The organism is Soonwooa sp. T0.1_25 (assembly GCF_057652215.1).
The window spans coordinates 159,944-174,297 of sequence record NZ_JBYFBZ010000002.1; the positions used below are offsets into that span (position 1 = coordinate 159,944).

Annotated in this window: 11 protein-coding genes; 5 read left to right on the forward strand and 6 right to left on the reverse strand. The window is 33.6% G+C overall.

Translation table 11 applies throughout. The features are described from left to right. Positions 1-3: 3 nt before the first annotated feature. The 3 genes from AC23MB_RS03885 to AC23MB_RS03895 form a co-directional block, all read right to left on the reverse strand. On the reverse strand, positions 4-1,305 hold the full coding sequence (locus AC23MB_RS03885) for a TolC family protein (protein ID WP_487786562.1): 1,302 nt from the start codon (positions 1,303-1,305) through the stop codon (positions 4-6). Continuing rightward, positions 1,295-1,918, reverse strand: a complete 624-nt coding sequence (locus tag AC23MB_RS03890) for a TetR/AcrR family transcriptional regulator (protein ID WP_487786563.1) — start codon at positions 1,916-1,918, stop codon at positions 1,295-1,297. Before AC23MB_RS03890 ends, AC23MB_RS03885 begins: the two co-directional genes overlap by 11 nt. 101 nt (positions 1,919-2,019) lie before the next feature. Beyond that, the gene (locus AC23MB_RS03895; RefSeq protein ID WP_487786692.1) at positions 2,020-3,144 is read right to left on the reverse strand and encodes a DNA polymerase III subunit; all 1,125 of its coding nucleotides are present in this window, start codon (positions 3,142-3,144) and stop codon (positions 2,020-2,022) included. Positions 3,145-3,315: 171 nt separating this feature from the next. Between AC23MB_RS03895 and bamG the strand changes: the two genes are divergently transcribed. The 3 genes from bamG to AC23MB_RS03910 are packed head-to-tail and all read left to right on the forward strand — an operon-like array spanning position 3,316 to position 6,278. Further along, positions 3,316-4,593 carry a BamG family beta-barrel-assembly machinery protein gene (gene bamG, locus AC23MB_RS03900; RefSeq protein WP_313028037.1) on the forward strand — a complete coding sequence of 426 codons (1,278 nt, stop codon included), beginning with the start codon at positions 3,316-3,318 and terminating at the stop codon, positions 4,591-4,593. 18 nt (positions 4,594-4,611) lie between these two features. After that, positions 4,612-5,214 (forward strand): LPS export ABC transporter periplasmic protein LptC, encoded by a 603-nt coding sequence (gene lptC, locus AC23MB_RS03905; RefSeq protein WP_079665818.1) that lies wholly within the window; start codon positions 4,612-4,614, stop codon positions 5,212-5,214. Next, positions 5,214-6,278: an anhydro-N-acetylmuramic acid kinase gene (locus AC23MB_RS03910; RefSeq protein ID WP_487786564.1), complete on the forward strand. Its 1,065-nt coding sequence runs from the start codon at positions 5,214-5,216 to the stop codon at positions 6,276-6,278. The genes lptC and AC23MB_RS03910 overlap by 1 nt, the downstream gene beginning before the upstream one ends. On the opposite strand, the gene AC23MB_RS03915 is transcribed toward AC23MB_RS03910, so the two are convergent. Next, positions 6,275-6,661, reverse strand: coding sequence for an SRPBCC family protein (locus AC23MB_RS03915; protein WP_312321509.1), 387 nt, complete (start codon positions 6,659-6,661; stop codon positions 6,275-6,277). The genes AC23MB_RS03910 and AC23MB_RS03915 overlap by 4 nt on opposite strands. 35 nt (positions 6,662-6,696) lie before the next feature. Here AC23MB_RS03915 and AC23MB_RS03920 point away from each other — a divergent pair, with 35 nt between their 5' ends. Beyond that, positions 6,697-7,308: an NUDIX hydrolase gene (locus AC23MB_RS03920; protein ID WP_487786565.1), complete on the forward strand. Its 612-nt coding sequence runs from the start codon at positions 6,697-6,699 to the stop codon at positions 7,306-7,308. On the opposite strand, the gene AC23MB_RS03925 is transcribed toward AC23MB_RS03920, so the two are convergent. Both AC23MB_RS03925 and gldJ read right to left on the reverse strand, forming a co-directional pair. After that, positions 7,303-8,574: a UDP-N-acetylmuramoyl-tripeptide--D-alanyl-D-alanine ligase gene (locus AC23MB_RS03925; RefSeq protein ID WP_487786566.1), complete on the reverse strand. Its 1,272-nt coding sequence runs from the start codon at positions 8,572-8,574 to the stop codon at positions 7,303-7,305. The genes AC23MB_RS03920 and AC23MB_RS03925 overlap by 6 nt on opposite strands. Before the next feature lie 73 nt (positions 8,575-8,647). Then, positions 8,648-10,240, reverse strand: coding sequence for a gliding motility lipoprotein GldJ (gene gldJ, locus AC23MB_RS03930; RefSeq protein ID WP_312321512.1), 1,593 nt, complete (start codon positions 10,238-10,240; stop codon positions 8,648-8,650). 156 nt (positions 10,241-10,396) lie between these two features. Here gldJ and porU point away from each other — a divergent pair, with 156 nt between their 5' ends. After that, positions 10,397-14,341 (forward strand): type IX secretion system sortase PorU, encoded by a 3,945-nt coding sequence (gene porU / locus AC23MB_RS03935; RefSeq protein WP_487786567.1) that lies wholly within the window; start codon positions 10,397-10,399, stop codon positions 14,339-14,341. Positions 14,342-14,354 lie beyond the last annotated feature (13 nt).

Consider the following 14,354-nt stretch of genomic DNA (forward strand, 5'->3'; position numbering starts at 1 on the left):
TTATTAATAGTTTCCTGTTGTTTGTAATAATTTTTTGTGTGCTAACGTTGCATCTGCTTTAGAATTTATAAGGTTAACTTGAGCAGCTAATTTTGCAGTATCAGCATCTAGCAATTCGGTCATTGTTGCTAAACCATTATCGAATTTATTTTTAGTAATTCTAAAATTTTCGTTGGCTTGTTCGACAGCACGTTGATAAACATCGATTTTTCTGTAAGCTAATTTTTCGTTCTGAATATCTTTTTTTACATCCAAAGTAATGTGGTCATCTAATAATTCAGAAGAAGCTTCCAATTGTTTTTCGACCGCTAAAGATTTACCCAAACTCGAATTTTTCTTCCAAATATTTGCTAGGTTATATTGTACGCCTACACCGAAATTAACTGCATTGGTCACTGTCAAAACCTTCGGAATGTCCGCTGCGACGTAACCTCCTGTTAAAGCAATTGTCGGAAGATTCTCGGCTTTTGCAGCTTTGGTACCAAGTATTGCAGCTTTTTGTTGATATTCTAAAGCCTGCTTGTCTTTTCTATTTTTAAATGCTTCCGTCAAATAATAATTATCGTCTTGCAAGTTTTGATCTTCGATATAATTAGGATCAATTTCGATTTCTGTATTATCTGCCAAACCTAACAACAAATCCATATTGATGTTTGCAATGTCGTAATTGTTGTGGGCTTCCAATAACTGAACTTCGATATTAGAAGTTTGCAATTGCGCTTTCAAACGATCATTACGTGCGATAACGCCATTGTCTTCAAGTTTAATAAAAGATTGATCACGCTTTTCGGATGCCGAAAGACTTTCTTCCAAAAGTTTAATCGCTTGTGACGCTTTAAACATGTTATTGTAAGCTTGTGCCACATTATAAGCCACCGAAATTTTATCATTTTCAGAGCTTAATTTTGAAGCTTCTACTAAATATTTTGCGGACTCAATGCCGTATTTAATTCGACCACCAGAAAAAATCGGGTATGATAAATTTGCAGAACCAAACATCACCTGATTAACCTCTGGACCTGCGCCACCGCCCATACCAGGAAGTTTGATATTAACATTCGGCTTTATCGGCATGTACATATAAGTCCCAGAAATTTTAAGATCGGGAAGTTGTCGATTTTTAGCCTCGAGAAGATTAGCAGTTGCTTCTTCAATTTTTGCTTCGTCGATTTTAAGACTTTTACTATTCTTAATACCAAGATCGATGGCTTCGGAAAGTGTTAAATTCTTTTTTGACTGTGCTTGAAAAAAAATATTACTACTGATGAGTAGTAATATTCCTAAATTAATTCCTTTATTTTTCATTATAACCTAACAGGTATTTTAATACGTTTTTTAAATGTTCGCTTAGTCCTTCGTAGTATACAGCTTCGAAGTTGTCATCGTTTTGAGCACCAGCAAATTCTTTATACATAGGTGTTGCGTTAACGCCAGCAAATAAAGTCCCTGCAATTGTTGAGTGGACATATTCTACTTTTGGAAGTTTTGTGAAAACGCCATTATCGTAACCAGACTTTATTAATTTGGAATAAAACTCTAAAAAATTCATTTTAGACGTTTTTAAAAAATCGATGATGAAAGCGGTTTTGTTACTTAATTGTTCACGTTGCATAATCCTGTAAAAAGCACGTAGACGAACCACTCTATTACAAAATTGGTCAATAAGAAGTTCGAATTTTTCCCATTCGTTAAGATTGGGTTTAGAAATAATATCTTTTCCGAAACTCACACTTTCGTTCATTCTGTATTCGAAAATGCGTTCGTAAAGTTTTTCTTTAGAACCAAAATAATACGAAATCATTGAAATATTTACATTCGCTTCCTTACAAATTTCGCGTGTGGAAGTACTGCCAAAGCCATTTTTAGCAAAAAGCCTTTCGGCGGCAAAAAGAATATTTTCTTCCTTAGAGATTTCCATTCACATTAATTTTGCTGCAAATGTAAATTATTTTTAAATAAAATCAAACGATTGATTGAATAAATTTTTATTAAATAAAAATTAAAATTTTTGCGAAAAGCTTAAACAGCCTTTTTATGAATGTGTCGTGTCAATTTGATGCCCATATCAGTCAAAACAACTTTGGCGTTAGCATTACGAGAAATATGATAACTGGCATCCGTCAACTCATCAAGAATCGCTTCGATATTGGCTCCGCTGATATAAGTCGAAAAAGCATCCCAACCAAAACCATTGCTATCCAACTTTCTATATACAAGATTTGAACTCGCATAATTTTGCAACAATGCCAAACGGAAAGTCTCTGTACAGAATTCTAAAAAACGAATTTGTTTATCACGATTCCAAGTGCTAATCTCATGTGACCAACGGATGATGGCACGCAAAACTTCAGGTTTCTTTTTCGCCATAAAAGCATTACGAACCCATTGTATAAACAAAGTTTCGAACTCGTTAGATGATGATCCTGTTTCTAATATCTTTTGGGCGTCATTTAGATTTCCTCGAGCTTGTCCAACTGCAGCATCAATTTGTGATGCATCAGCATCTGGAAATTTTGAAGAAAGATAAGTTTTTATGTCCGTATCATCAATTCTTGGGACTTCAACAATTTGACAACGAGAAAGTATCGTCGGCAGAATATTATCAATTTTTTCCGAACATAATATAATGTAAGTCTTCTTTGGCGGCTCTTCTAAGAATTTCAGAATTTTGTTAGCCGCTTCTTCATTCATTTTTTCAGCACGCCAAATGATGAGAATTTTGCTACCGCCTTCAAAACTTTTTAGTGCAAAATTAGCATGCATATCTTCGGCTTCTTGTGCCGAAATAAAGAATTGTTTCTTTTCTGAATCTAGATAATTGGTCCAGTCGTCAAAACTAGAATACGGATTTTTGAGAATCATCTCACGCCATTCTGTAAAATAACGTTTACTAAGCGAAATATTTTTCTCAGTAAAAATTGGAAAACTAAAATGTAAATCGAGATGGTTAAGATGTTCTACTTTTTGAGCTGCAGTTGCATTTTCACGAGACAAAATCTCTTGAGAAAAAGCCAAAGCCATTGCCAATGTACCGTAACCTTCTTCACCAACAAAAAGCTGTGCGTGTCCTACTCGATTATCGTCAATACTGGATAAAAGAAGATTTTTCAGTTTTTGTTGCCCGATTATGTTTTCCCATTTCATGTCAACAAATATAAAGAAATAAGTTTGAGGATTTGTATTGTTTAAGTTTAATAAAAATCTAAAAGGAACGTCAATTATTGTAGTATTCATCTACTTAACAAACTTTAACGCCAAATAAATTTTTGAGATTCATTATTAATTAAGATATTTGCGGTTTGATAATAATAACGGATGAAAAAGACTTTTGTCGTATCATTACTTACAGCGGGAATCTATCTAAACGCACAAAGCGTGGGTAATTCTCCATATGCAGCCTACGGAATTGGTGATGTAAAGTATGATAACACTGTGGAAATAAATTCAATGGGAGGCGTTTCTACTGCATATATTTGGGATTTTAATAATAGTTTTAACTTTAGAAACCCAGCAGCTAATACCAACCTAGAATTAGCAACCATTAAAGTTGAAGGAACCAACGAAAATAACTTTTACAAAACCGACTATAATAATACAAGTGTAACAAAACACTCTAATTATTTGTCAAATATTGCTATTGCAATGCCCCTTAGCAAGAAGGTTAAATTCGGATTAGGCTTTCAACCTTATAGCTCTAAGCAATACGAAATACTTCGTACATCGACTAACGCAGACACCGGAACTATCGAAGGGCACAAATACACAGGAAAAGGTACTCTTAACACGATACAAGCAGCGCTTGGTTATCAGATTACACCAAGTTTTGCTTTAGGTATTAGAACAAATTTCTATTTCGGAAAACTTTACGATCTTGAAGAAGTAACTTTCTCTGACGCAGAATTGTTAAGCGGTTACGAAAATAGCAACAAGATTAAATCTTTCAACTTTACGCTTGGTACAACCTACCAAAAGAAATTCATTAACGATCACAAGTTGACTGTTGGTGCAACTTATACTTTTGGTACGACTGGTCAAATGGAAAGTACATACACCAATAGCACATATTACAAAGGTGTTGGCGATGTTAAAGGTTACGAAACGATTATCGATCAATTAGAAACTAAAGATAAAAAATTCTTACCTCAAGAATTTTCAATTGGTCTTGGTTATGGTCATGAGACAAAATGGTTTGTTGGGACGCAGTTAGACTACAAAAATGGAGAAAACTTCAACTTTTTGGGACAAACTTTAGCATATCAAAATTCTTATAAAATTTCTGCTGGAGGTTGGATTCTTCCTAACTACAACAACTTTAGAAATTACTTCTCTCGTGTTACCTATCGTTACGGGGCTTATTATCAAAAAGGAGCACTTAACCTAGCTGGACAAAACATCAATAGATTTGCAGTAACTGGAGGTGTTACGTTACCATTCCAAAAAAGTAGTGTAACAAGAATGAACTCTGTTGATCTTGGTTTAGAAATCGGAAAAACAGGTACACTTACCAACAATCTTATTCAACAGAACTTTATCAACTTACGCATAGGTATTAACTTTGCCGATAAGTGGTTTGCAAAAAGACTTTACAACTAGAATTAAGATTTATTACTAATGATTTTTAAAATTAGTAACATATCAAATCATACAGCATTAAGAAACAAAATTCTATTAAGTTTCTTAATGCTTTTTGTTTTACACTCTTGCGACGAAGACATCACAAAACGCGATCGTAAGAAAAACACCAATTTTGCGTCTCAAGTTATCCATAACGCAAAAATTATACAGAGAGATTCGGGTAAGGTAAAAGTGCGATTTGATGCGCCTTTGCTAGAAAAATACGAGTTAATAGACTCGCCTTATGTCGAGGCAAAAAAAGGAATCTATCTAGAATATTTTGATAAAAAAAATCCGAAAGTTCCTGGGAAAATTTGGGCAAAATATGCAAAATATGATGAGAAAAAAGACTTCTATTTTGCGAAAGGTCGCGTAAAAATTGTTACTAATGAAGGTCGAACTTTCGTAACAGAAAGTATTAATTGGGACAAAAAGAACCGAAAAATGTACACCAAAGACACAGTTTTTGTGTCCGATCAAGATGGTAATATTTTGGTTGGTGCCAACGGAATGGTCGCAAAAGACGACTTTACAGAATATACATTCTACAACAACTCAGGTCAATTCAACACCAAAGGTCTTCCTAAAACCGGCTTATAATGGCAACTTCACAGGAGTTTTTCGCACTTGGATTAATGTCTGGAACAAGTCTCGACGGACTAGATTTATGTTATTCTAAATTTTGGAAAAGTGATGAAAATTGGCGTTTTGAGATTTTAGAAACTGAAACAATTCCTTATTCAGAAACTTGGGAAAATAAACTCCGAAACGCTGTTAACCTCAATGCTGAGGGGTTATTTGAATTAAATTCCGATTATGGATTTCTACTTGGAAAACTTAGCCAAAACTTTATTTCTAAACACAACATTGAAAATTTAGATGTTATCGGCTCACATGGTCACACGATTTTTCATCAACCTGAAAAGAAATTTACACTTCAGATTGGCGATGGTCGCGCCATACAGATTTTAACGAAGAAAAATATCGTTTACGATTTCAGAATGCAAGACGTTTTGATGGGCGGAAGCGGCGCTCCGTTGGTTCCGATAGGTGACGAACTTTTGTTTTCGGAAGTTGATGCTTGTGTTAATCTCGGTGGATTTTCTAATATTTCGTTTAAAAAAGATGAAAAAAGAATTGGTTACGACATTTGTCCCGTCAATATTATTTTAAATTATTTTGCGAAAAAACAAGGTCAAAATTTCGATAAAGATGGCGAATTAGCAAAGCAAGGAAATGTTGATTCGGAACTTTTAAAAAAGTTAAATAACATCGAATTTTACCAATTATCCGAACCAAAATCTCTAGGTTACGAATGGGTAGAATCTCACGTAATGCCTTTATTAAAAGACTTTTCGGATTTAGAAATATTAGCAACTTTTACAGAACATGCTGCTGAGCAAATCGCTATTAATTTAATTCAAAATAACATCAAAACTGCTTTGTTTACAGGCGGTGGAACTCACAACACTTTTTTAATAGAAAAAATTAAAGCAAAAACCAAAACCCAAGTCATTATTCCAAATAGACAAATAATTGATTACAAGGAGGCTTTGATTTTTGCTTTTATGGCTGTCCTAAAAACAAACGGCGACATTAACATACTTTCCTCAGTTACAGGAAGTTCAAACGACCATTCATCAGGGATTTTTCTTAAATTCTAAAGTTGCTCGATTTTATCAGTCAAAGCATCGATAAAGTTTTTCAGGGGTTTTTCAACCATCATTTTGATAAATGGATTGAATTTTCCATCAAATAATAATTGAACTTCAGTTTGATTCTCATTAATTGGGCTCATATTACCAGTCAACGCGAAATCCAAACTAGAACTTGCAGAAACTAAAACAACTTTTTCTTCTGTAACTTCCTGAATCTTAAGCGCAATCTCAGGCATTCCTTTTAATCCAAATTTGAAACCACCTTCTCTCGCTTCAAAATTTTGAAGACTCTCTGGCATCAATGCTTTGTAATCTTCAGCATTCTTAAGCATTTCTGTCAAATCTTTAACCGATTTATTTACGATAATTTTGCGTCCTTCTAGATTCATTTTTCTATTTTTGTATTAATATTAAAGCTACGCAAATGTATAAAGTTTTTATCAATGAAAAAAAATTAATCCTTAGTGAAACGCCTCAAAATGTTGAGCGTAACATAGCATTTGAGGAGAATCTTCAATTTGATATCGCTTTGGATCTTTTGCAGAACACTTCGACCAAAGATGTTGCCATATATCACAACAATCTGGAAGAGCTTTGGCTTAATTATCAACAACATTTTCAAGTTATTGAAGCTGCTGGTGGTATTGTTTTAAACCCTGAAAAGAAAATACTTTTCATCCATCGATTAGGAAAATGGGATCTTCCAAAAGGTAAAATAGAAGTTGGAGAATCTAGTGATATTGCTGCTTTGCGCGAAGTTGAAGAAGAATGTGGACTGACAAATCTAGAACTTCACGAGTTTATTAATTCGACCTACCATATGTACCACATCAGGTCAAAACCTGTCTTGAAAAAAACCTATTGGTATTACATGCAACATGACGGCATTGCTGAACCAAAACCACAAGTTGAAGAAGGAATCACCAAAGTGGAATGGAAAAACAGAGTGGAAATCCAACGCGATGTCGAAACTTCCACTTTTAATAATATTCTTTTAATTCTTACAGATTTTTTATCGAAACACGACATCTCATAACAGGTCGATTGCTCTCTCGAGAGCAATTCCGCGAGATGCTTTTAACAGAATATTGTCTGTTGTTATAGGGTTTTCTTTTAAAAACTCTATTAATTCTGATGTATTTTCGAATGCAAAATCAGTCGGATTTACTTTTTTAAATTCTTTTCCGACAGTAATAATTTTATCAAAACTAAGCGCTTTTGCTTTGTCATAAATTAGTTGATGCTCAAGCTCACTTTCTGTACCAAGCTCCAACATATCACCGATAATAATTGTTTTTGAACCTTCAAATTCATTAAAATTATCCAAAGACGCCGACATACTACTTGGGTTGGCATTATATGTATCTAGGACTAATGTTTTACCATCTTTTTTCTGAACTTGCGAACGCATATTACTAGGAAAATAGCTTTCTATCGCTTCTTTAATATCATTAAATGGAATATTAAAATGCAAACCTAAACTAACCGCAGCTGATAAATTAGTGAAATTGTAATTTCCTGTTAAATTAGAAAGCAACTTTTTGTTTTGATATATTAAACCAACGAAATGATCTTTTGCAAAAATTTCAAAAACATAATCAGAAGTTGGTTTTCCAAAAGAGATTTTGTTAACGTAATCCGTTGTTTTTTCTAATTGAATTGCATCTGCTTCGTTAACTAAAATTGTTTTATCATTTGCTTTTAAATAATCGTACAATTCAGATTTTCCTTTAATAACCCCGTCGAAACCGCCGAAACCTTCAAGATGTGCTTTTCCAAAATTGGTGATATAACCAATGGTTGGTTGCGCAATTTTACAAAGCGCTTCGATTTCTTTTTGATGATTTGCTCCCATTTCGACGACAGCTAATTCATGTTCTGATTTGATGGACAAAATCGTTAGAGGTACACCTATATGATTATTTAGATTTCCAAAAGTGTATTGAAGATTAAACTTTTTTGACAAAACCGTGCTAATCATTTCCTTGGTTGTCGTTTTACCATTGCTCCCCGTTAAACCAATAATCGGAATATTAAGTTGATTTCTGTGATAAATTGATAAGTCTTGTAAAAACTGTAAAGTTGATTCAACAAAGAAAATATTACGGCCAGGATTATTGTATTTAGGATCTTCGACAACAACCGCTAAAGCGCCACTGGTAATAACTTCTTCCGCTTTTTCGGCTGCGTTGTAATTTTCACCAGAGAATGCAAAAAAGATGTCGTTTGGTTGTAGCTTTCTACTGTCAATAATACAGTTGTTAGCCTCTTTATAAAGTTTATAAAATGATTCGATATTCATGTCTCAAAATTAAGATTAAAAAATAATTTCGCATAAAAAAAGCAGTAGAAAATCTACTGCTTTATATGAAGTTTTATCTTTTGCTTCTTTTTCCAGAGTCTTTAGCATCTTGTGCTACACGGAAACCAATCCAACTGAATGTTTTTCCTTCTTCTTTGTATCTTCTGTGTCCTGGATCTAACCAATAAGAAGAGTCTAACCAAGAACCTCCTTTAACAACACGAACTTCGTTAGTTATAGCGGTTGTAACTTGTTTTTTCTGTTTCTCAAGGATTACATTACCATGTTTATCAACTACAAATCCTTTTCTTACTGAATTATACATATTAAATGTACTATCAGAATTTGTACCTGACATATCTAAAGATGATTGATAATCTCCATCTCTATAGTTTCTGTCATCTTGTACAACTTTTCTTTCATATTCTCCAGGAAGACCTCTATAAACTAATTGACCGTTAGCCATGGTATCATATTTAATATCCATATTACCAACTTTTTTATATGTACCGTCAGCATTCTTTTCAGTTTGAACAACAACATTACCTCTATAATAGTTAAAGTCATTGAAGTCTTCATCAATTTGTGGACGATATACATCTGCTACCCATTCTGCAACGTTACCATACATACCATAAATTCCTAAATCATTAGATTGATATTGTCTAACATCAGAAGTTGTAGGAGAACCATCATTCTTCCAACCAGCAACTCCAGAATAGTCACCTCTTGACATTTTGAAGTTTTCAAGATACATCCCTCTATTACGACCTTTTGTACCTTTTAGCTTATCAATTTCTGGTGTCTTGCCTAAATAGTTATTATACTTACGATTTTTTTGCATGCCTAATGCTGCAAATTCCCACTCCACCTCAGTTGGAAGTCTGAATTTTTCCACCATACCAGAAGATGCGCTACGGTTAGCAGCTGCAATTCTTTGAGAAGATGTTTTAATACCAGATTGTTTTTGCAATTTATCTTTATTGATAACTGCATCTAACTCGGAATCATTTGCTTTGTATTTATCCATGCTAAATGTACTTTCACCGTTAAAGTTCGAGTCATTTGCATATAGATCTTTGGATAAAATACCTTTTTGCATTAATGCTTTTTCGTTAGCTCTGTTAGTTAACCAATCACAATATTTGGTAGCTTGTAACCAAGACACACCAACTACTGGATAATAGTCAAATTCTGGATTACGGAAATATGTTTCTGCGTAAGCATTACGAGATAACTTATTATTCCAAACTACAGTATCTGGTAAAGCACCTGAATAGATATTTTTGAAATTCGGATCTGATGGAGGGAATACATACTTTAACCAAGTAACGTATTCTCTATATTCATAGTTAGTAATTTCAGTTTCACCAATAAAGTAAGAACTTACCTGCATACGACGTGGCGTGTTATTCCAGTCATGCATTACATCGTCTTGCACCAATCCCATAGTAAAGGTACCACCGTCAACATACACCATCCCTGGCCAACCTTTCTGCTTTTGCTGTTTGCCAGAGAAAAAGTATCCGTTTTTCTCATTTGGTTTCCATCCCGTTTTACTAGTAAAACGCTTTGTGCCACCACCTTTTTTAGTGTTACCTCCACCACAACTCGCAAGAACTAAAGCTGAGCCAAGGGCAAGTGAAAACAATTTAATTTGTTTCATAGTTGATATAATCATTTACAAAGTACAAAGAAAAAATAAAAATTTCAATTAATCAAATAATGATATGCTTTTTTTCTAACGCAAATAAATAAGTTTTATTGTTATATACCTTTTTATCTAAATTTTCGTTTATTTTGTAAATTGAATATTTTCTAAATGAGAAAGAAATTTTACTCTCTATTACTAGTTGCAATCTCTATCGGTGTATTTGGTCAAAAGGTCAACATACAATGGGAAGGTAGCAAAACATTCGATTACGGCTCTTATAAACAAATTATGCCTTTTTTTAAAAATGAAGGATACAACGTAGGATCTCGTGGCGTCGTTATTTCTATCGAGAAAAAAAATGACGGCAAAGAAATCCTTGCTAAAAACTTTGTTTGGGAAAAAGCAAAACCAGAAAACTTATTTGATGTTAATCAAGATATTTTGGTTAATACAGACTATTATGACATCAGTTATGAATATAGCGACAAACTAAATACTGATGTAGGGGTAGCACATATTCCTGTTCTTAAAAAAGTTAACAATGAGATTTATCGATTAGTTTCTGTTGATGTTGATCTTTCCTCAAAACCGCTAATCTTGCACAAAGGAGCCGATATTGGCACAACAGATAACCCGCTTCAAAGTGGTACATTTTATAAAATAAAAGTTGATAAGTCTGGTATCTTCAAAATTTCTAAAAAGTTTTTGCAAGATAATGGTATTAATGTATCCAGCATTAATCCTAAAAATTTCAGAATTTATGGAAATGGCGGTATTATGTTGCCTGAATATAACCAAGATGCTACATTTTCGTCTTTACAACAAAATGCGATAGAAGTTGTTGGAGAAAACGATGGTGTTTGGAATGATGAAGACTATGCACTATTTTATGCCCAAGGGCCTAACGGTTTTAATCAAACAAAAAGTGCGACTAGAAATGGTAGAACAGATACAAGATTGGATACAAGCCTTAATTTGGTAAATCTGTATGAAGATTCGTCTTATTATTTTATTAATTTTGACATTGGTCCTGGTAAAAGAATTCAAGAAGATAACATAAATCCACCTTCTACTTTAATAACAAGGTACGACGATTACCAATATATTAATGAGGAGAAATTTAATATCATCAAATTGGGTCGACTTTGGGTTGGTGATTCTTTCACAACTAATAAAGAAGTAAAATTTGACCTTAGAACACCTCTTAAGTCAACAGATCTAATCTTGTATAAAACTAGAGTAGCAGGTTACAACGGCCAAGGTAATCAAATCGAATTTTCTATAAATGGACAAGATACTAAGTCTAGTACAGTAGCGCAAAAAGATGTATCGTTACTGACTTTCAATGGCAGTATAACAAATTCGCCAACATCTAGTATAACTCTTAGCTACAAACCTAATCTTAGTCCTAACCCACTTGGTCAATTTTATTGGGATTATGCTGAAATTGTATATAAACAAGACTTAACCTATAATAACGCAGGTCAATTAGCATTTAGAGATTTTAGTATTAATGAAAAAAGTAATAATACTTACGGGTTTTCGATCTCTAATACCAATGGATTAGAGCAAGTATGGGACGTATCGGACACTACAAATGTTAAGAGAAAACTTAATCAAAGTGGGAATTCAAACGTTTTTAACATTGGTTATCTTGCAAATAGTCCCACTTTCAATAATGAATTTGTAGCTTTTAATCAATCTGCAGCTTTCGCCCCAAGCTTTGTTGGTCGTATTGAAAACCAAAATCTTTCGGCTTTATCCAATGTAGACTATTTGATAATTTCTCCTGCAAATATGATGTCTGAAGCTCAACGTCTAGCCAGTTATCATAGAACAACTAATTCTTATAATGTTGAAATAGTTGATGTTAATAAAATCTATAATGAATTTAGTAGTGGAAGTAAAGATATCACTGCAATTCGTAGTTTTATTACAAAGTTGAATGCTTCTTCTAGCTTAAAATACGTTTTACTCTTAGGAGACACATCTTATGACTTTAAAAACAGAGTTGCAAATAATACAGATATTATCCCAAGTTATCAAAGTGAGAATAGTCAGGACTTTGCGCAAAGTTACGTGACAGATGATTATTTTGTTATGACAAGTCCACAAAGCGCTTCGGATATTTCAAATATTCTTCCCGACATCCCTATTGGTCGATTACCTGCGGCTAACCCATCGGAAGCCAAACTATTAATTGACAAAACTTTAGCATATTATAATGCTCTACCGGGACAATCTTCTCCTTTTGGCGAGTGGCGAATGAAGCTAGACTTTATAGTTGATGATGATGCTGACAATAATGTACCTTTCCATAATACAATGGAAAATGCATTCAAGAGTGCAAATATGGAAAATGGCTATCTTAATCCAACTCCTAGTTTCCCTAATCCACCTATTTTATACCAAAACAAAAGGCCAGAATATAATATCCGTAAACTTTATCTTGATGCCTTCCCTCCAGAAACAAGTGCTGGAGGTCAACGTTTTCCACAGATTAATCAAGCTATTAGTAACGATGTTGGTAATAGTTTATATTTATTCTATTTTGGACATGGTGGTATTAATGGTTGGGCACAAGAACGGGTTTTAACCTCTACGGAAGTTCAAAATTTTAATAATTACACTTCACTTTACAGCAGATTCCCTTTAGTTTCAACAATTACATGCGAATTCACGCTTTGGGATGAGCCAAATACTAATTCTGTAGGAGAACAAATTATTAAATTAAAGTCCGGAGGGGCGGCTACAATGATTACTTCTAGCCGAGCAATCGCTGTGACTTATGGTGAAGATTTAACATCACTTTTTACTGCAAGTATTTTTGATTTAAATCAAGACGATTTCTATACTCTTGGTCAAGCCTTTTTAAAAGCTAAAAAAATAAAAGGAAAAGATATTAATCACTTACGTGTTAACTTTCTTGGCGATCCAGCAATGAAATTATCGCGTCCAAAACGCTTATTAAAAATTGATAACATCGACACGCCTGAAGATGGTAAAATTCGAGCTTTAGATTTTGTTAAAATAAAAGGACGTGTTACAAAAGCTGATGGAAGTCTAGATAGTAACTTCAATGGTCGTGTTGTTATTAATATTTTTGATAAAAAATTAACAAAAAAAACAAGAAATAACGATAATCAACCAAAAATGAATCCTACAATTAGCTTTAGTGAAGAAGGGAGTCCTATTGTTAAAGCGTCCGGTAAAGTAGAAAACGGAAATTACATTGTAGAATTTTATGTTCCGAAAGATATCAATTATACAGATGGAGATGGTCGTATATTAGCCTATGCAGATAACTTTGTTAAAGGTAATACCACTGCATATGATGTATTTACAAATCAAGCTCAAAAAATTGGAGGAATTAATCCTAATGGAGTAAACGACTCAGAACCACCAAAAGTACAGTTGTATATGAATAATACAAACTTTGCTGATGGAGGTATTACTGATCAAAATCCTAATCTGTTAGCCTGTGTTACGGATAATATTGGTATTAATTCCACCGGTTCTGGTATTGGACATGACATCACGGTCTTATTAGATGGCGAAGTTATAAACACTAAAGTTCTTAATGACTACTTCACTTCTGGTGAGAGTAATGGTTGTATCAATGCAAGTTTAGCAGACTATCAAAAAGGTAGCGTAACTTATCCGTTCCGTGATTTGAAACCTGGACAACACCAATTAACATTTAAAGTTTGGGACATCAACAATAATTCTACAAGCTCTACGTTAAACTTTGTAGTGAAAGATGAAAGTCAACAACAATTGGTTATTAATCGACCTCTTAACTGGCCAAATCCATTTACCAATAAGACATATGTACAGTTTGAGCATAATTGCGACGATATATTGGATGTTAATGTTCAAATTTTTACTATAACGGGTAAATTAGTAAGAACATTAACCAACTCGATCACTGCAGAACCATTCTTAGAAGGTTACAGAACACCTAAACAAGCTATCGAATGGGATGGTAAAGACGATTTTGGTGATAGTGTTGCAAAAGGAACATATATTTTTAAGATATTTGCAAAAAGCCAAAATCAAGACAAATGTAAAGGCAGTGCAACAGCAGTCGAAAAAATGGTATTATTAAAATAACTAAAGAATAAAA